This is a genomic window from Pseudorhodobacter ferrugineus DSM 5888 (assembly GCF_000420745.1).
Lineage (GTDB): Bacteria > Pseudomonadota > Alphaproteobacteria > Rhodobacterales > Rhodobacteraceae > Pseudorhodobacter > Pseudorhodobacter ferrugineus.
In genome coordinates this window covers 140,753-156,482 of the sequence record NZ_ATVN01000003.1, presented here as the reverse complement: position 1 = coordinate 156,482, position 15,730 = coordinate 140,753, and the positions used below count along the sequence as shown (strand labels likewise).

The 15,730-nt window shown below is 60.7% G+C and carries 17 protein-coding genes; 6 read left to right on the top strand and 11 right to left on the bottom strand.

The genetic code is table 11. From position 1 onward, the window contains the following. Positions 1 to 36: 36 nt before the first annotated feature. Positions 37 to 1,458: an amidase gene (locus tag G560_RS0104050; RefSeq protein ID WP_022703031.1), complete on the top strand. Its 1,422-nt coding sequence runs from the start codon at positions 37 to 39 to the stop codon at positions 1,456 to 1,458. Here the strand turns inward: G560_RS0104050 and G560_RS0104045 are convergent. Both G560_RS0104045 and G560_RS0104040 read right to left on the bottom strand, forming a co-directional pair. After that, positions 1,455 to 2,141 carry an FG-GAP repeat domain-containing protein gene (locus G560_RS0104045; protein ID WP_022703030.1) on the bottom strand — a complete coding sequence of 229 codons (687 nt, stop codon included), beginning with the start codon at positions 2,139 to 2,141 and terminating at the stop codon, positions 1,455 to 1,457. The genes G560_RS0104050 and G560_RS0104045 overlap by 4 nt on opposite strands. Beyond that, positions 2,138 to 2,461 carry a 2Fe-2S iron-sulfur cluster-binding protein gene (locus G560_RS0104040; RefSeq protein ID WP_022703029.1) on the bottom strand — a complete coding sequence of 108 codons (324 nt, stop codon included), beginning with the start codon at positions 2,459 to 2,461 and terminating at the stop codon, positions 2,138 to 2,140. The genes G560_RS0104045 and G560_RS0104040 overlap by 4 nt, the downstream gene beginning before the upstream one ends. A gap of 254 nt (positions 2,462 to 2,715) precedes the next feature. Between G560_RS0104040 and G560_RS0104035 the strand changes: the two genes are divergently transcribed. Both G560_RS0104035 and G560_RS0104030 read left to right on the top strand, forming a co-directional pair. Further along, complete coding sequence (locus tag G560_RS0104035) at positions 2,716 to 3,249, top strand: peptidoglycan-binding domain-containing protein (RefSeq protein WP_022703028.1); 534 nt, start codon at positions 2,716 to 2,718, stop codon at positions 3,247 to 3,249. Continuing rightward, the gene (locus G560_RS0104030; RefSeq protein WP_022703027.1) at positions 3,246 to 3,875 is read left to right on the top strand and encodes an HD domain-containing protein; all 630 of its coding nucleotides are present in this window, start codon (positions 3,246 to 3,248) and stop codon (positions 3,873 to 3,875) included. Before G560_RS0104035 ends, G560_RS0104030 begins: the two co-directional genes overlap by 4 nt. A 52-nt stretch (positions 3,876 to 3,927) precedes the next feature. On the opposite strand, the gene G560_RS0104025 is transcribed toward G560_RS0104030, so the two are convergent. From G560_RS0104025 to G560_RS0103990, 7 genes are all read right to left on the bottom strand, one after another. Further along, a complete protein-coding gene (locus G560_RS0104025) occupies positions 3,928 to 5,364 on the bottom strand; it encodes a Do family serine endopeptidase (RefSeq protein ID WP_022703026.1) in 1,437 nt (478 codons plus the stop codon). Between the two features lie 293 nt (positions 5,365 to 5,657). Further along, positions 5,658 to 6,539, bottom strand: coding sequence for a protease modulator HflC (gene hflC / locus G560_RS18480; protein ID WP_022703024.1), 882 nt, complete (start codon positions 6,537 to 6,539; stop codon positions 5,658 to 5,660). After that, positions 6,539 to 7,720: an FtsH protease activity modulator HflK gene (hflK, locus tag G560_RS0104010; RefSeq protein ID WP_022703023.1), complete on the bottom strand. Its 1,182-nt coding sequence runs from the start codon at positions 7,718 to 7,720 to the stop codon at positions 6,539 to 6,541. The genes hflC and hflK overlap by 1 nt, the downstream gene beginning before the upstream one ends. Positions 7,721 to 7,781: 61 nt before the next feature. Next, positions 7,782 to 9,140 (bottom strand): glutathione-disulfide reductase, encoded by a 1,359-nt coding sequence (gene gor, locus G560_RS0104005; RefSeq protein WP_028913704.1) that lies wholly within the window; start codon positions 9,138 to 9,140, stop codon positions 7,782 to 7,784. Beyond that, positions 9,137 to 9,607, bottom strand: a complete 471-nt coding sequence (locus G560_RS0104000) for a PH domain-containing protein (RefSeq protein WP_155947138.1) — start codon at positions 9,605 to 9,607, stop codon at positions 9,137 to 9,139. The genes gor and G560_RS0104000 overlap by 4 nt, the downstream gene beginning before the upstream one ends. 3 nt (positions 9,608 to 9,610) lie before the next feature. Beyond that, positions 9,611 to 10,399, bottom strand: a complete 789-nt coding sequence (rpiA, locus tag G560_RS0103995) for a ribose-5-phosphate isomerase RpiA (RefSeq protein WP_022703020.1) — start codon at positions 10,397 to 10,399, stop codon at positions 9,611 to 9,613. 99 nt (positions 10,400 to 10,498) lie between these two features. After that, entirely contained in the window at positions 10,499 to 11,032 is a 534-nt protein-coding gene (locus G560_RS0103990; protein WP_022703019.1) for a hypothetical protein, read from the bottom strand. Between the two features lie 159 nt (positions 11,033 to 11,191). Between G560_RS0103990 and G560_RS0103985 the strand changes: the two genes are divergently transcribed. After that, positions 11,192 to 11,881 carry a glutathione S-transferase family protein gene (locus tag G560_RS0103985; protein ID WP_028913703.1) on the top strand — a complete coding sequence of 230 codons (690 nt, stop codon included), beginning with the start codon at positions 11,192 to 11,194 and terminating at the stop codon, positions 11,879 to 11,881. 10 nt (positions 11,882 to 11,891) lie between these two features. Next, positions 11,892 to 13,271 carry an L-serine ammonia-lyase gene (locus G560_RS0103980; protein ID WP_022703017.1) on the top strand — a complete coding sequence of 460 codons (1,380 nt, stop codon included), beginning with the start codon at positions 11,892 to 11,894 and terminating at the stop codon, positions 13,269 to 13,271. 6 nt (positions 13,272 to 13,277) lie between these two features. Here the strand turns inward: G560_RS0103980 and G560_RS18475 are convergent, their stop codons facing one another. After that, positions 13,278 to 13,940: a hypothetical protein gene (locus G560_RS18475; RefSeq protein WP_022703016.1), complete on the bottom strand. Its 663-nt coding sequence runs from the start codon at positions 13,938 to 13,940 to the stop codon at positions 13,278 to 13,280. 184 nt (positions 13,941 to 14,124) lie between these two features. On the opposite strand from G560_RS18475, the gene G560_RS0103970 reads away from it, so the two are divergent. Further along, complete coding sequence (locus G560_RS0103970; protein ID WP_033419240.1) at positions 14,125 to 15,060, top strand: DMT family transporter; 936 nt, start codon at positions 14,125 to 14,127, stop codon at positions 15,058 to 15,060. Here the strand turns inward: G560_RS0103970 and G560_RS0103965 are convergent. After that, on the bottom strand, positions 15,057 to 15,710 hold the full coding sequence (locus G560_RS0103965; protein ID WP_022703014.1) for a thiamine diphosphokinase: 654 nt from the start codon (positions 15,708 to 15,710) through the stop codon (positions 15,057 to 15,059). The two genes, G560_RS0103970 and G560_RS0103965, sit on opposite strands and share 4 nt — an antisense overlap. Between the last annotated feature and the right edge of the window lie 20 nt (positions 15,711 to 15,730).

Genomic DNA, 15,730 nt, shown 5'->3' with positions numbered 1-15,730 from the left:
GCGCAATGGAATGCCCCCGGAGGTATTTGAACAAAGATGAAGGAGGCAGGCGTGGAGGTGACTTCGCTTTCGGCGGTCGCGTTAGCGGGTATGATTGCGCGGCGCGCTTTGTCGTGTGTTGAGGTGATGACGGCGCATCTGGCGCAGATTGAGGCTGTTAATCCGGCGGTGAATGCCATTGTCAGTTTGCGGGATGTCGATGTTTTGATGGCCGAGGCGGCTGCGGCGGACGCAGCCGTTGTTCGCGGACCGCTGCATGGGATGCCCTTTGCCGTCAAAGACTTGGTTGCGACCAAGGGCTTGCGGACCACCTATGGATCGCCGATTTTTGCCGATTATGTGCCAGCCAAGGATGACCTGTTGGCCGCGCGAATGCGGGCTGCGGGTGCGATTTTTATTGGCAAGACCAACACGCCCGAATGGGGCCAAGGGTCGCATAGTTTCAACCCCGTGCATGGGGTGACACGCAACCCGTATGATTTGGGGCGCACGGCGGGCGGGTCATCGGGGGGGGCTGCGGCGGCGCTGGCGGCGCGGATGGTGCCCTTGGCCGATGGGTCCGATATGATGGGGTCCCTGCGCAACCCTGCGGCGTTTTGCAATGTCTACGGGTTTCGCCCGACTTGGGGTTTGGTGCCCAGTGATGCGCTGGGCGACACCTTCATGGCAACCCTGGCGACCGAGGGGCCTATGGCGCGCGATATTGCCGATTTGGCGCTGCTGTTGGATGTGCAAGCCGGCGAAAACTCCGCTGTGCCGTTCGGGCGCAACCAGCGGTTTGCGGCGCCGGTTGCCGCCGATATGCGCGGCAAACGCATTGGCTGGCTGGGCGATTGGGGCGGCGCCTTTGAGGTGGAGCCAGGGATTTTGGCGCAAAGTGAGGCCGCCTTGCAGGTGTTTGCCGATTTGGGGGCCGATATCGTGCCCCTGCCTCCGCCCTTTCCCGCCGAAAAGCTGTGGCAGGCTTGGACCACATTGCGCGCGATGCTGAACGCGGGCGCGAAACGCGCACTGTACGACACCCCTGCGCAGCGGGCGCAGACCAAGCCGGAAACGCTGTGGGAGATTGAGCAAGGGCTGAGCCTGACAGCGCAAGCGGTTTACGACGCCTCGGTGATCCGATCACAGTGGTTTGCGCGGGCGGCGGGTTTGTTTGACCGCTTTGACGCGCTGGTGCTGCCATCGGCGCAGGTTTGGCCGTTTCCCGCCGATTGGCGCTGGCCGCAAAGCATTAACGGCACAGCGATGGACACCTATCACCGCTGGATGGAGGTGGTGGTGCCCGCAGGCCTTATCGGGTTGCCCGCCCTTGCCTTGCCCGCAGGGTTTGGTGCGAACGGGTTGCCCATGGGGGTGCAATTGATCGGGCGGTCAGGGGCAGATGCTGCGATTTTGGCGATGGGGCAGGCCTATCATGCCGCGACCGATTGGCCGGCGCAGCGGCCACCACTGCTTTAACCTTTGCAGGCCAGTGCCTGCGCCATCGCGCGCGGCGAATAGGGTCCAAGGGCGCGCGGCACGAGGGTGCCCGCGTCAAGCCGCACCGCCATGAGCTGCGACCAATCGGCATTGGCCAAAACCGCCTCGCCGCCTTGCCCGCAATTGCGGATGCCACCGGCGATGGTTGCATCGCCAATCCGGTGGTTGGTCAGGCCCGAAATTCGTACAATTTCAACCAGTTTGCGGCCCCGATACTGCACGATCACCAGCTCACGCGCCAAATGCGGGCGGTCGACATAGGCGATTTCAGGCAGGCCGTCGCCGTCCATATCGCCAATTCCCAATGGGGCCAACCAGCGATGCGTGCGCCCGATGAACGGCGTCGCTGTGACCCAGCCTTGGGCATCATAAACCGCCAATGACGCCCCGCGCGCGATGTCGGTTTCCACCACCAACACCTCGGCGGCACCATCCCCGTCAAGGTCGGCAACGCGGGCCTCGATATCCTCGAACACCCGCGATTGCGGCAGCGTTACCTCAATGGCACCCGCAGGCCCCGAAATCCGCAAACCGCCCCATTCCAAGGCATCGCCCAAAATGGCGTGGTCATAGCGGTCGGTCGCCTGTGTCAGCGCCGCACCGGAAACCTGCGCCTGTGCGACACCGGCAAACAGCAACGCTGCGCAAAATACCGATTTCAAATCTGCTTTTCCGGCATCTGCACGCGCAAACCGTCCAGCGCGTCCGTCACCTTGATCTGGCAAGTCAGGCGCGACCGTGCAGGATCGGCCTCATAGGCAAAGTCCAGCATATCCTCTTCCATGCCATCCTTGGCGGGCAGCTTATCCACCCATGCCGGATCAATATAGACGTGGCAGGTGGAACAGGCGCAGGCACCGCCGCAATCGGCCTCGATCCCAGGAATGCCGTTGTCGCGCGCGCCTTCCATAACGGTCAGGCCGTTCTTTACGTCAACGACATGCTCTTTGCCGTTGAATTCCACATAGGTGATCTTTGCCATATCGTTTATTTCCCTTAAGCGTTGCCATGTTGGCCTTGCATTGATTTAGGCGGTTTTTGTACGGTTTGCCAGCCTGCGAAACACCGCAGATGAGGCAAAATCTTGTGATATTGCGGCTTTTTGACCGGATAGGCGGCCCTGCCTCCGCGCGGCTAATGGGCAACGCCTTGCCGAAACCCTGTTCGCCCCCGCTTTCCTTTGTTGGGAATGCCGCTATGGTCGCCGCAACGCCCCTATAGTCCGAGCCACATACGATGCACCGCGCCCCTTTCATCTTGCTTTTGGCGCTTGCCCTTGGGGCATGCCAAACGGGCGTGCCTGCAGCCCCCAATCAACCCGACACCTTGCAAAAAGAACTGATACCCAAGCGCGGCGACACACCGCCGACATCCGGCAAGGGCATTTGCTGGGCCGGTGATGTGACCCCCGCAATCATCGAAACCGTGACCGAACAAGTGTTGGTTCGCCCCGAGGTGCGCGGGCCGGATGGCACGATGACCACGTCTGCGGTATTTCAATCTGAAACCTCTCAGCGCATTGTCCAAGACCGCCGCGATGTGTGGTTCCGCACCCCTTGCCCCGATGACCTGACACTGGATTTTGTGGCCAGTTTGCAGCGGGCGCTAAAGGCGCGGGGCTATTATCGTGGCGAGGTAACGGGCCAATTGGATGCCCCCACCCGCCTTGCCACACGGCAATTCCAGGAACCCTTGGGGCTGGACAGTGAACGCCTGTCGCTGGCCGCCGCCCAACGGCTTGGTATTTCAGCAACGGAATTCAAGCGATGACACCAGACATCTTTCGCGCCGCCATTGCCGCCCATTGGGGGTCTGCGACCGATGGTGCGCATGATTTGGGGCATCTGGACCGCGTTTGGGCCAATGCAAAAGAGATCTCAACCGAAACAGGCGGCGCCGATCTGGCCGTGCTCTTGCCTGCCGCCTATTTCCACGATGCGGTGAACCTGCCCAAAAACCACCCCGACCGCGCCCGCGCCTCGACCGCCTCGGCCGAATGGGCCACGGCCTATCTGGCTGGCACCGATTTTCCTGCCGCGAAAATTCCGGCCGTGGCCCACGCGATTGCCGCCCACAGCTTTTCCGCAGCCATTGCCCCCGAAACGCTTGAAGCCGAGATTTTGCAAGACGCCGACCGACTCGAGGCTTTGGGCGCCATCGGCATTGCGCGAATGTTCCATGTTGGCGGCGCGATGGGGGGGCTGTTGTTTGATGCCGCCGACCCGATGGCGTTGAACCGCCCCTTGGATGACAAACGCTACTCATTAGACCACCTAGAGGTAAAGCTGTTCCCGATTGCGCAAACCATGCGCACAAGCGTGGGGCGTGAAATGGCATTGGCGCGGGTGGAATGGATGCGGTCATTCCGGTCACGCCTGCTGCGAGAATTGGGATAAAAAAGGGGCGGCAAGGTTGCCCTGCCGCCCCTTTTCACATCATTTCAGTGACTTACTGTTCAATCCCAAGCGCCACAAAACGCGGGTCACCACCACGGCGGATCAACAGCAGCAAGGATTTTCGCCCCGCCGCCTTGGCCTCTTCAACACGGTCTTGCAAATCCTTGACGCGCACAACCTTTTGCTGACCGGCCTCGGTGATCACATCTCCAACCCGCAGCCCCTTGGCATAGGCTTCCGACACCTCGTCCACCTCCATCACGGCAAGGCCTTGGGCATCTGCTGCAAGACCCAGGTTCTGGGCATCCTCCGCGGTCAACGGCTTGACGATCAGGCCCAAAATGTCGGCAGTCGCAGGCTCTGGCTCTGGCGCACCGACGGCGGGGATAGGCTCGCCCTCGGCGGTTTCGCGGCGGCCCAATGTGACCAACAACGTTTCTGTCTTGCCCTCGCGCAGCACGATCACGCGCACAGCCTCACCCACAGGGGCATCGGCCACGCGGCGCACCAATTCACGCGTATCTGCCACGGGTGATCCGTCAAACTGTGTAATCACATCGCCCGACAACAGGCCTGCATCCTTACCAGGACCATCCGGCACATCGGTAATCAACGCACCTTTGGCATCGGCAAGCCCCATCGCCTCGGCCACATCCGGCGTCACATCCTGAATCCGCACACCCAACCAGCCACGACGTGTTTCGCCAAATTCCTTCAGCTGGTCAATAACCTTGGTCACCACATTCGACGCCATCGAAAAGCCAATCCCGATCGACCCCCCCGTTGGCGACAAAATCGCCGTGTTCACGCCCACGACCTGCCCGTCCATGTTGAACAATGGCCCGCCCGAGTTGCCACGATTGATCGCCGCATCGGTTTGCAGATAGTCGTCATAAGTGCCCGACAGTGCCCGCCCACGGGCCGAGATAATGCCCGCAGACACCGAAAATCCTTGCCCCAGCGGGTTGCCCATCGCGATAACCCAATCGCCCACGCGCATCAGGTCGCTGTTGCCAAACGGCACAAATGGCAAAGGCGTGTCACTTTCCACCTTCAGCAGCGCAATATCGGTTTTCGGGTCGGTCCCGATGAGTTTCGCTGGCAGCTTCTTGCCACTGAAAAACTCGATCTCAATCTCATCGGCTTTATCTATCACATGGTTGTTGGTGACGATAAAACCATCCTCGGAAATCACAAATCCCGAACCCAGCGCCTCCGACCGGCGAGGTTTATCCCCCCCCCCGTTGCCGTTGCCGTTGCGGTCCAGAAAATCCTTGAAGAAATCTTCAAAGGGCGATCCGGGCGGCACTTGCGGGCCGCCTTCAACACTGGCAGCCACTGTGGTTGATGTGGTGATATTCACGACCGACGGGCTGATGCTTTCCGACAAATCGGCAAAGCTTTCGGGCGCGCCGCGCGCGTCAACAGCAAGCGCCTGCCCCAAAACAAGGGCCGCGCCCAAAACCAGCGCGGTCAGCCCGCGAACCATACCTGTCTGTCGGCTGTCCGCCGCAAACCGGGTGGATGTTATGCTTTTCGAATGCACTCGAAACTCCTCTTCATCGTTTCGCAACCCCGCGTCCGGACAATCCGTAAAGGCGCGGCAGTCTTTGCAGCAACAGTCTGTATCTAGGCGGCGCGAAGTGCAACACAATCCCAGTCGCGCCCGCTCAACAGGATGTGAACGCAAGAATAGGTTTCAAACGAAAAAGGCGCGGCCTTTGAACCAAGGGCGCAGTTTGCACCCCCGGCCAAAAGCCGCGCAATTTCTAGACCCATAGATCAGTTTGCCGGAACCGGCGCCTGATCGCTGCGCAGATATTCAAAGAACTGGCTGTCTGGCTGCATCACAATCGACGAATTCGCCCCCCCTAACGCCCGCTCATAGCTGGTCAGCGACCGTGTAAAGGCAAAGAATTCAGGGTCACGGCCAAACGCCTCGGCGTAAATCGCGTTCCGCTGACCATCAGCTTCACCGCGGATCACCTCGGATTGCTTGCGCGCTTCGGATGTCAGTTCCACCACGGTCCGGTCTGCACTGGCGCGAACCCGCTGCGCGGCTTCGTTACCACGGGCAATCTCGTCCGCCGCTTCACGTTCCCGTTCTGCACGCATCCGCGAATAGGTCGATGCAAGGTTTTGCTCGGGCAAATCGGTGCGGGTCAACCGCACGTCAACGATATCAACCCCCAAGGCAGCTGCCTGCCTGCGGGCCTGATCGCGGATCAGGTTCATCAGGCTGGTCCGGTCCTCGGACAGCACGCGCTGTGACGGAACGGAACCCAACACCTCACGAATGGCGGCGTTCAGGATTGGTTCAATCCGCGCTTGGGCGGTCCGAATGCCGCCTGTCCCCGTGGCTTGGCGAAACATCACCAAATCCGTGATCCGCCAGCGCGCAAACGCATCCACCACCAAACGGCGGTCATCGGCGGGGGTCACTTCGGATGGCTGCGTGAACAGGCCCAAAATCCGGTCGTCATAGGTCACCACGTTTTGCAACAAGGGGATCTTGAACCCGATACCGGGGCTTTCGCGCACGGTTTTCACTTCACCAAACTGCAACACCAGCGCCTTTTCACGCTCGTCCACGATATAGACCGATGACAATAGGCCCACGACCACAATCGCCACAGCGGGCAATAACATAGCTGCTTTATTCATCAGTTGGTCCCTCCATCGGTTCTGGGCTGCGGTGTCAGGTTATTCAACGGCAGATACGGCACAACACCCTGCCCGCCAGCCTCGGCCCCAGACACGCCATCAAGGATGACCTTGTTCATCCCGCCCAGCACACCTTCCATCGTTTCCAGATACATCCGGCGCCGCGTCACTTCGGGCGCCTTCACATATTCAGCATAAACCGACAAGAAGCGGCTTGCTTCACCTTCGGCGTCATTCACCACGCGGGCGCGGTAGCCTTCGGCCTCTTCGGTCAACTGGGCCGATTGGCCCCGCGCCGCCGCTGTCACACGGTTGGCATAGGCATCAGCCTCTTTCTCCAACCGGTCGCGTTCCTGCTGTGCGGCCTGCACTTCGCGGAAGCTGTCGATAACTTCGCGCGGCGGGTCTGCCTTGTCAAAGTTAACCCGCACCACGTTGATGCCAGATTTGTACACATCCAAGGTGCTTTGCACGGCGGCCTTCAGGTCGGATGCAATCACACCACGGTCGCGGTTCAAAATCGGCGACAGTTCCGACCGCGCAATAATATCGCGCATCGCCGATTCCGCCACAGCCCGCAGCGTGTCCGCAGGCTCGGCCAGATTGAACAGATATTGCGCAGGGTCCGACACGTTCCAAACGATCTGGAATTCAATATCCACGATGTTCTGGTCGCGCGTCAGCATAAGCCCCGTGTCAAGCGCCCCACCACGGCCCGTGCCGATATCGGTTTGCCGTTCGCCCGTGACCTGCACGATTTCAGCCGTCACAAACGGCCAAGGCGCAAAGTTCAGACCCGGATTGCCAACGGCCGAAAAGCTGCCCAGCATCAACTCGACAGACCGTTCTTCCGGCTTGACCGTGTAAAACGACGCAAACGCCCAAAGGCCGAGTGCGACCACACCGCCCAACGCAAGCCCTTGCTTGGTGAACATCGGCCCCATGCCGCCACCACCGCCGCCACCCGTGCGCCGATTACCGCCACCACGACCGCCCATCAAGACGCGCAGCTGCTCTTGGCCTTTTTTCATGATTTCTTCGATTTCAGGAATCTGTGGCCCGTCATTGCCCGGACGCCGCCCACCATTAGGGCCGCCATTCGGGCGCTTGTCGCCCTCATCGCCATCATCGCCCCGATTGCCGCCACCGCCGCCGCCCCAAGGGCCTCCGCTTCCTGCCATGTGAATACCCTATCCTACTTCTGTTGTGTTCTAACTGGTGGTTTTTCCCAGAATTTCAAGTTCAACCCGTACGAACAGGGCTGCGCATCGTCACCAATTCTTCCGCCATCGTCGGATGCACCGCGATTGTAGCGTCAAATTGTTCTTTTGTGGCCCCCATCGTCACCGCAATGCCGACCAGCTGGATCATTTCGCCCGCACCAGGTGCGACGATGTGACAGCCCAAAATCTTGCGGCTGGCTTGGGAAACAATCAGCTTCATCATCACACGGTCAGGCCGTCCGGCAAAGGCCGTTTGCATCGGCCGAAACGCCGTGGCGTAAACCTCGATCGGCTCACGCTCGCGCGCGGCTTCCTCACTCAGGCCAATCGTGCCCATTTCGGGCTGGGTGAACACGGCGCTGGCAAACAGGCTGTGATCCACGCGGCGGCGCTGCCCGCCAAAGATTGTGTCAGCAAAGGCGTGGCCTTCGCGAATGGCCACCGGCGTCAGGTTGATCCGGTCGGTCACATCGCCCACCGCGAAAATCGACGGCACGGCGGTTTGGCTATAGTCGTCGACTACGATCTGCCCAGCTCGCCCCAGTTCCACGCCCAGCGCCTCCAGCCCCAAGCCGCCGGAATTGGGCTTGCGCCCTGTGGCATACAGCACGGCGTCAAACACAGTCTCGGACCCGTTGGTCGCCACCGCCTTGATCCCGCCGTCTACCTGTTCCAGCCGCATCACATCGGTGCCGCAATGAATATCCACGCCGTTTTCGCGCATTGCATCCGCCACATGGCCGCGCGCCTCATCATCAAACCCGCGCAGGATTTGCGCCCCGCGATAGTATTGCGACACTTTGCAGCCCAAGCCGTTCAAAATGCAGGCAAACTCCGACGCGATATACCCGCCACCCACCACCAACACACGGGCAGGCAAAGCGTCCATCTGGAAAATCTCGTTGGAGGTGATCGCAAGCGCGCGCCCCTCAATTTCAGGCACAAAGGGCGCGCCGCCCGTGGCCACCAGAATATGCTTGGCCGATACGGTTTTGCCATCGGCCAGTTGCACCGTATGGGCATCCACCAGCACGGCGCGGCTGTCAAACACCGTCACGCCTGCGCCCGAAAGCCCACCGCGGTAAGCCTTTTCCAGCCGCGTCAGTTCCGCATCCAGCTTGGCGCGAAACACCGACCAGTCAAAGCCACCAATCTGCGCGTCCCAGCCATAGCTGCGCGCATCCTCCACCATCCCCGGGTATTCGCTGGCAAACACCATCAGCTTTTTGGGCACACAGCCGCGGATCACGCAGGTCCCGCCCATCCGAAACTCCTCGGCCAGCGCCACCTTTGCGCCATGCGTTCCCGCCGCAATCCGCGCCGCCCGCACGCCACCAGATCCGCCACCAATGACGAAAAGATCGTAATCAAAGCTCATTTGCGGCTCCATAATTCAACAAAAGGTTCGGGGTTGGATTTGCGTACATCGGGCCGGCATTCCAGAACAATCCGCAGCGCATCGGCGCGGTCGATGTCGGTTGTGCTTTTGCGGGGCAACACCACAAACCGATCTTTGCCGTTCGGGCGATCATAGCACAAAACGGCTGGTGCTGTCGGGCGGGTGAAATCCACCCATTTCAACGCGTCCCAGTCAAAGCGGTGCGTGCCGAAAATGGCCTGTGCGTAAACGCCTTGCGCCGTCAGCCGCAGCTGCACGGGCCGCAGCATGACAACCACCGTGAACGCCGCCCAAAGGAAAAACACAGCTGCAATCCCATACCAAATAAGGGCAGTCGGCACCCCGCCTTGCGGAAAAACCAAATAGGCACCGACCCCAGTCAGCAAAAATGCATTCAGCATCATACGATTGGACACCGCAACAGGGCGCCGTATCTCAAACTTCACGCGTCATTCCTCAAGATCGGCGAAAATATTGTCGGATGGCACGAACTCTACGCGGTCATCCTCGGTCTCGCCCGAGTTGATGTCGCGGACAACCACGCGGCCATCGCCGTGGCCGATGACAACGATGTCACAGATATCAATGAACAATCCGTTTTCCACCACACCCGGGATCTGGTTCAAAACCATCGCCAGCTGGCGCGGGTTGCCGATGCGTTTCAGGTGCAAATCGACGATGTAATTCGCCTCATCCGTGATCAAAGGTGCATCGCCATTCATCCGCAGGGTACATTCGCGGCTCATCACATCCATGCTGACCAAGGTTTCCTCGATCAAGGCTTTGGTCGTTTGCCAGCCAAAGGGAATCACCTCCACCGGCAGCGGAAACGCCCCCAGCTGCGACACTTGCTTGGCGGCATCGGTGATCACGATCATCTGGTCGCTGGCCGTGGCCACAATCTTTTCTTGCAACAAGGCCGCACCGCCGCCTTTTATCAGGTTCAGGTTCGGGTCAAATTCATCGGCGCCGTCAATCGTCAGGTCCAGCCACCGCGCCTCATCCAGACTGGTGATCGGCACGCCCAGACTGCGCGCCAGTTCCGCCGTGCGGCTGGATGTCGGCACCCCTGTGACGCGCAGTCCCTCTTCGCGGATACGTTCGGCCAAACAGCGCACCATCCATGCAGCGGTCGATCCGGTGCCAAGCCCCAGCTTCATGCCGTTCTCGACAAACCCGACCGCCCGCTGGGCGGCCACGAATTTCGCCTTGTCGATCGGGGAAAGCTCTGCCGCCATCTTATGTCTCCGCTGACTGTTGCCCCCTGCTTATAGGGCAGCCAGCCGCGCGGTGCGAGGGGGCAATTTGCCGTATTGCCGCAGTCAGAGCCGGTTTGGCTAACTCTCAGGCCGCTGCATCGCCAAAGCTGCGCGCAATTCCTGCATCGTCACAAAGCCGTCCTTGTCAAAATCCAACTGCATCAGATCGCCCAATCCGGCATCGCGAGCGGTCGCTTTTGTGGCCGCCAGTCGGGCCTGCGCGCGCATCTCAACGCCTGACACCGTGCCGTCACCATCGGCATCCCTGACAGTGTGCGCGCGCAGCAACCGCCCCCGCAAACTGGCACGCTGCGCCGCCACAACCGCCAGCAATTCGCGCTGCGTCACAGCCCCGTCATCATCCAGATCGGCCAAAAGCATCGCGTTCATGTCACGCACGCGCACCCTTGCACGCTCCATCGCCAGATAATCCTGCAACCCTTGTGCCGTCATCCCCTTTGCCCCGCCATAGCCGAGGATCAACGCCGAAACCTTTGCCTCAAACCGTTCGGGCCTGTCACGGATTTGCGCCTGAAGCGCGGGCGACAACCCGGCACTATCGGCAAACCCCGCAAACGGCCACAGCACCAAAAATACAATCAATCGCAGCATGCTACCCCCTTTCCTATGCACCAAAGGTCGCAAACACTGTTTAACACGGGGTTAAACCCAGCCCTTCCCAATGCCGCGAACCCGTTGGAAATGTCGTTTTTCGGACATAGGTTTGGGCCAAGCCGCGCTATCCACAACAAACGCCAAAAAGGAGGGCTCATGTACATCTTGCACTACGCCCCCGACAATGCCTCACTTATCCTGCGTTTGGTGATGGATGACGCGGATATCCCTTTCACCACCCAACTGGTCAACCGCGCGACGCGGCAACAAGACAGCGCCCCCTACCGCGCGTTGAACCCCACGGGCCTTATCCCGACACTCGTCACCCCTGCTGGCCCAATCTCGGAAACCGCCGCCTGTCTTTTGTGGCTAGCCGAGGCACATCCGGCCGCAAATCTGGCCCCGCCGGCAGGCCACTCTGATCGTACTCCATTCCTTAAATGGTTGTTTTTCCTGTCAAACGCTGCACATGCCGACCTGCGCCAAATATTCTATCCCGACCAATATGTCGGGCCAGAAGGTGAACATAGCCATGCAGAAAAACTGACCGCCCGTATGATCCGGCATTTCGGCTTGTTAAACCAAGCCGCCCAAACCCACCCTGCCCTATTTGCGTCGCCCTGCGTGCTGGCCTACTATACCGCCACCCTGATGCGCTGGCCGATGCTTTACCCCAAAACCGCCCTGCGCTGGTTCAAGATCGCCGATTTTCCGGCCCTACACGCTATGGCCAACGCTTTGGAAACCCGCCCCGCGACCCAAACCGCCATGGCTGCCGAAGGGCTTGGCCCCACGCCCTTTACCCATCCCCATCCCCCCTGCCCCCCCGAAGGCAGTGCGCTTTGAAAGTAACCTGATGTTCCTCTCTGTCCTCGATATGTTCAAAGTGGGTATTGGCCCGTCCTCTTCCCACACAATGGGGCCGATGGTGGCCGCCGCACAATTCCTGCAAACCCTGCGCGACAGCCCATTCCATGCGCACGGCCTAAAGGCCACGCTGCACGGCAGCCTTGCCTTTACCGGCGTGGGCCATGCCACCGACCGCGCCACGATTTTGGGCCTTGCGGGCTTTGTGCCCCAAACCTATGACGCCGCCCGCGCCGATGCGGTGTTGGCGCAAATCAAAGAAACCAAAACCATCGACGCCCCCGGCCTTGGCCCCTTGCAGTTTGACCCGCACACGGATTTGGTTTTCGATTTTGGCCCCAACCTGCCCGGACACGCCAACGGCATGGTCATCCGCGCCACCGATGCCCAAGGCGATGTGATCTTGTCGGAAACCTATTATTCCATTGGTGGCGGCTTTGTCCTAACCGCCGCCGAACACGCCAATGCCGCCACGCTCAAGGCCAATGCGCGGTCAGACGTGCCCTACCCGTTCCAAAACGGGGCCGAGATGATGGCGATGGCCAAAGAATCCGGCCTGACCATTGCCCAGATGAAGCGGCAAAACGAACTCCGCTACCGCAAGCCTGACGAGTTGGACAAAGGCATCGCGCGGGTGTGGGAAGTGATGAACGACTGCATTTCGCGCGGGATGGAAGGGTCCGGCATTCTGCCGGGCGGGCTAAAGGTCCGCAGGCGGGCGCGCGGTATCCATGAACAACTCATGGCCGAACGCGGGCTGAATATGACAGCACCGCACACTATCAACGACTGGATGTCGCTTTACGCGATGGCGGTGAATGAGGAAAACGCAGCGGGTGGCCAAGTCGTCACTGCCCCCACCAACGGGGCCGCTGGCGTGGTGCCCGCCGTGATCCGCTACTACCTTGACCATGTACCGGGGGCCTCGGCCAGCAAAGTGGCCGACTTTCTGCTAACCGCCGCCGCGATCGGAGGCCTGTGCAAACATAACGCCAGCATTTCCGGCGCCGAATGCGGTTGTCAGGCCGAAGTGGGATCAGCCGCCGCAATGGCCGCCGCGGGCCTTGCTGCCGTGCTGGGGGGGACCACTGAACAGATTGAAAACGCGGCTGAAATTGCGCTGGAACACCATCTTGGCATGACTTGCGATCCGGTCAAAGGCCTTGTGCAGGTGCCGTGCATCGAACGCAACGGGTTGGGCGCGATCAAGGCGGTATCCGCCGCCAGCCTTGCCCTGCGCGGGGATGGTGTGCATCTGGTCAGCCTTGACGCCTGCATTGAAACCATGCGCCAAACGGGGCAGGACATGCATGAGAAATACAAGGAAACCTCGCTCGGCGGGCTTGCCGTCAACGTGCCGAACTGCTGAGCTGCCTCAACTCTTAACCGGTTTGGCCACGCCCGACCGGATAAGCTGCCCCGCCTCCGACACCGCCTTATACAGCGCGAACTCCTCGGCGTTTTCGTGGCGATACCGCGCCATAACCGCATCGCTCAGGCTGTAATCAATGCTCTGCCCCTGCGGTGAGGTGTTGCGCAACGGTAAGGCCAAATCTGTCCCAACCCGTTCGGACAAAAACGTCTCAAGCAGGTCCAGCTGGTCATAATCAAACACATGATCCACCCCCGCCGCGCGCCCGTTCCACCCGACAAAGCGGTCTTGGCGGCCCACATTCGCCATCTCGGGGTTCGAACCATCCAGATAGGCCACCATAAACTCTTCAAAACTGATGCCACGGGTGCTGACCTTAAGATGCGCCACCTTGCCGCGCATCCGGTAGCGATACCAACTGCGCATCCGCCCCAAAGGCGCCCGCACCACCGCCACAGTTTCCAAAGCCCCGCCAAAGGCTTGCGACAACTTAGGCGCTTGCTTGGCAAGATAGGCGAAATAGCCGGTATGGCGCGGCGCGTCGTCTGATACGGGCAGCGTATAGGGGGCCAGCATCGCGCGCAGGGCCAAAGACCCCGTTTTGGGCGTTTCCAACACCACCAGCCGTTGCAACCCAAGTATCAGCACAGCGCGCCCTTTCCGCATGCCCCTCTTTTTACAAACCCGAACCGCCCCCGCTTCGCAAGCCCCCATTTCTCCCCCCCTGCAAGGCAAATCCCATAATGCACATACCGCAATGCAAACCCTGTGCCGCTTTTGGTCCTTTTGTTGGTCAAATCAGACAGGACGGCTTACCCACCCCCCTTTACCCCTAGACCCTATGGCAGATATGACCACCTCCCCCGCCCATAGCGACCGCATCCTGCTGGGTGTCGGATTGATGCTCGCGTTTTGTGTCTTGGCACCCTTGCTTGATGTGTCGGCCAAACTGGCCACGGCCACCCTGCCCGTCGGGCAAATCGTGGTGGCGCGGTTTGTGGTACAAGCGGTCCTGATGCTGCCCTTCGTTTTGCTGATGCGGCTTGACTGGCGGATCAGCCGCCGCACCACAGGCTTTGTCTTTGCCCGCGCGGTTTGCCTGATGCTGGCCACCTATTGCTTTGTCGCCGCCGTGGCCGTGATGCCCATCGCCGATGCGCTGGCAATTGTGTTTGTCGAACCCTTCATCCTGCTCATCCTCGGCAGCCTGTTGTTCGGGGATGAGGTGGGGCCCCGCCGCATTGCCGCGTCAACCATCGGCTTTCTGGGTGCGCTTTTGGTCATCCAACCCTCCATCTCGGCCTTTGGCTGGGTCGCGCTGTTTCCGCTTGGCACGGCGTTCACCTTTGCCGCCTATATGCTGATCACCCGCGCGATGTCGCGGTCCATGCACCCCGTCACCATGCAATTGCATACGGCGCTTGCAGGGTCGGTCATTTGCCTGCCTCTGATGGCGCTGTTTGATGGCAGCGGCATCAAGGAACTCGATGCAATCATGCCGGTTGGCATCGAATGGGTCTGGCTGTTTGGCGTGGGGTTTTGGGCCGCGTGCAGCCATATGTGCATGACATATGCGCTGAAATTCGCGCCTTCGGCCACGCTTGCGCCACTGCACTACGCCGAACTTATCGCGGCAGTCACGCTTGGGTATCTGGTCTTTGGCGACTTCCCCAACCCGATGACATGGGCAGGGATCGCCATCATCACAGGCTCCGGCCTTTATATCATCTACCGCGAACATGTGACCGCCCGCGCCACCGTCACCGCCCCGAAACAAAAGCGTTAAGTTAACGCGCCAAGGGCCACAGCCAGCCGCGCGCGCGGCACGATCACCAGCATTCCTGCCCCGTCCATCTCCAACCGCACCGGCCCCAATGCGCGGTTCGATGTGCCAACGCGGCCAGCCGGGGCAAACCGCAACCCCGCAATCGGCCACTCCAACCCCTCACTCTGCCCCGTCACCTCGGCCATCGGGAACAGGCTGAACCTGTCGCCTGCTTGCATCGCGATCTCCAACACCGGCGGGGCCGCGAAAATCACATCCTCACGCCCGATCAGCAAACACGGCACATCCCTGCGCTGCACCAGCACCGACAGCGCCGCCAGCTCGTGGTCAACCCGCCCCCCCAAACAGCCCAACCCCAGCACAAACGGCGCCGCAATATGGCGCAACGCCTTGTCAAAATCGGTACTCTCCTGCTCGGCCACCACATGCAACACATCGGCCAACGCGCCCCGCGCCGCCACACTTACGCTGTCCATGTCGCCAATCACCGCCGCGGGCCGCACGCCCAGCGCCAGCGCGCGGTCTGCCCCGCCATCCACCGCCACCACCCGTGGCGCAAACGCCCGTGCCGCCCGCAGATCCCGCGCCAAAACCGGCCCCCCCGCAATCAAGGTGACCCCCGTTTGGGATTCGACAATCGGCTGATTCATCGCAATACTGTATCCAGATT

Coding starts and splice junctions, on each gene's coding strand:
- hflC (WP_022703024.1), bottom strand. CDS start 6,539: ATGAATAAAGCAGCTATGTTATTGCCCGCTGTGGCGATTGTGGTCGTG.
- G560_RS0104040 (WP_022703029.1), bottom strand. CDS start 2,461: ATGGCAAAGATCACCTATGTGGAATTCAACGGCAAAGAGCATGTCGTT.
- G560_RS0103970 (WP_033419240.1), top strand. CDS start 14,125: ATGACCACCTCCCCCGCCCATAGCGACCGCATCCTGCTGGGTGTCGGA.
- G560_RS0104035 (WP_022703028.1), top strand. CDS start 2,716: ATGCACCGCGCCCCTTTCATCTTGCTTTTGGCGCTTGCCCTTGGGGCA.
- gor (WP_028913704.1), bottom strand. CDS start 9,140: ATGAGCTTTGATTACGATCTTTTCGTCATTGGTGGCGGATCTGGTGGC.
- G560_RS0103985 (WP_028913703.1), top strand. CDS start 11,192: ATGTACATCTTGCACTACGCCCCCGACAATGCCTCACTTATCCTGCGT.
- G560_RS0104025 (WP_022703026.1), bottom strand. CDS start 5,364: ATGGTTCGCGGGCTGACCGCGCTGGTTTTGGGCGCGGCCCTTGTTTTG.
- hflK (WP_022703023.1), bottom strand. CDS start 7,720: ATGGCAGGAAGCGGAGGCCCTTGGGGCGGCGGCGGTGGCGGCAATCGG.
- G560_RS0103965 (WP_022703014.1), bottom strand. CDS start 15,710: ATGAATCAGCCGATTGTCGAATCCCAAACGGGGGTCACCTTGATTGCG.
- G560_RS18475 (WP_022703016.1), bottom strand. CDS start 13,940: ATGCGGAAAGGGCGCGCTGTGCTGATACTTGGGTTGCAACGGCTGGTG.
- G560_RS0103990 (WP_022703019.1), bottom strand. CDS start 11,032: ATGCTGCGATTGATTGTATTTTTGGTGCTGTGGCCGTTTGCGGGGTTT.
- G560_RS0104030 (WP_022703027.1), top strand. CDS start 3,246: ATGACACCAGACATCTTTCGCGCCGCCATTGCCGCCCATTGGGGGTCT.
- G560_RS0103980 (WP_022703017.1), top strand. CDS start 11,892: ATGTTCCTCTCTGTCCTCGATATGTTCAAAGTGGGTATTGGCCCGTCC.
- rpiA (WP_022703020.1), bottom strand. CDS start 10,399: ATGGCGGCAGAGCTTTCCCCGATCGACAAGGCGAAATTCGTGGCCGCC.
- G560_RS0104050 (WP_022703031.1), top strand. CDS start 37: ATGAAGGAGGCAGGCGTGGAGGTGACTTCGCTTTCGGCGGTCGCGTTA.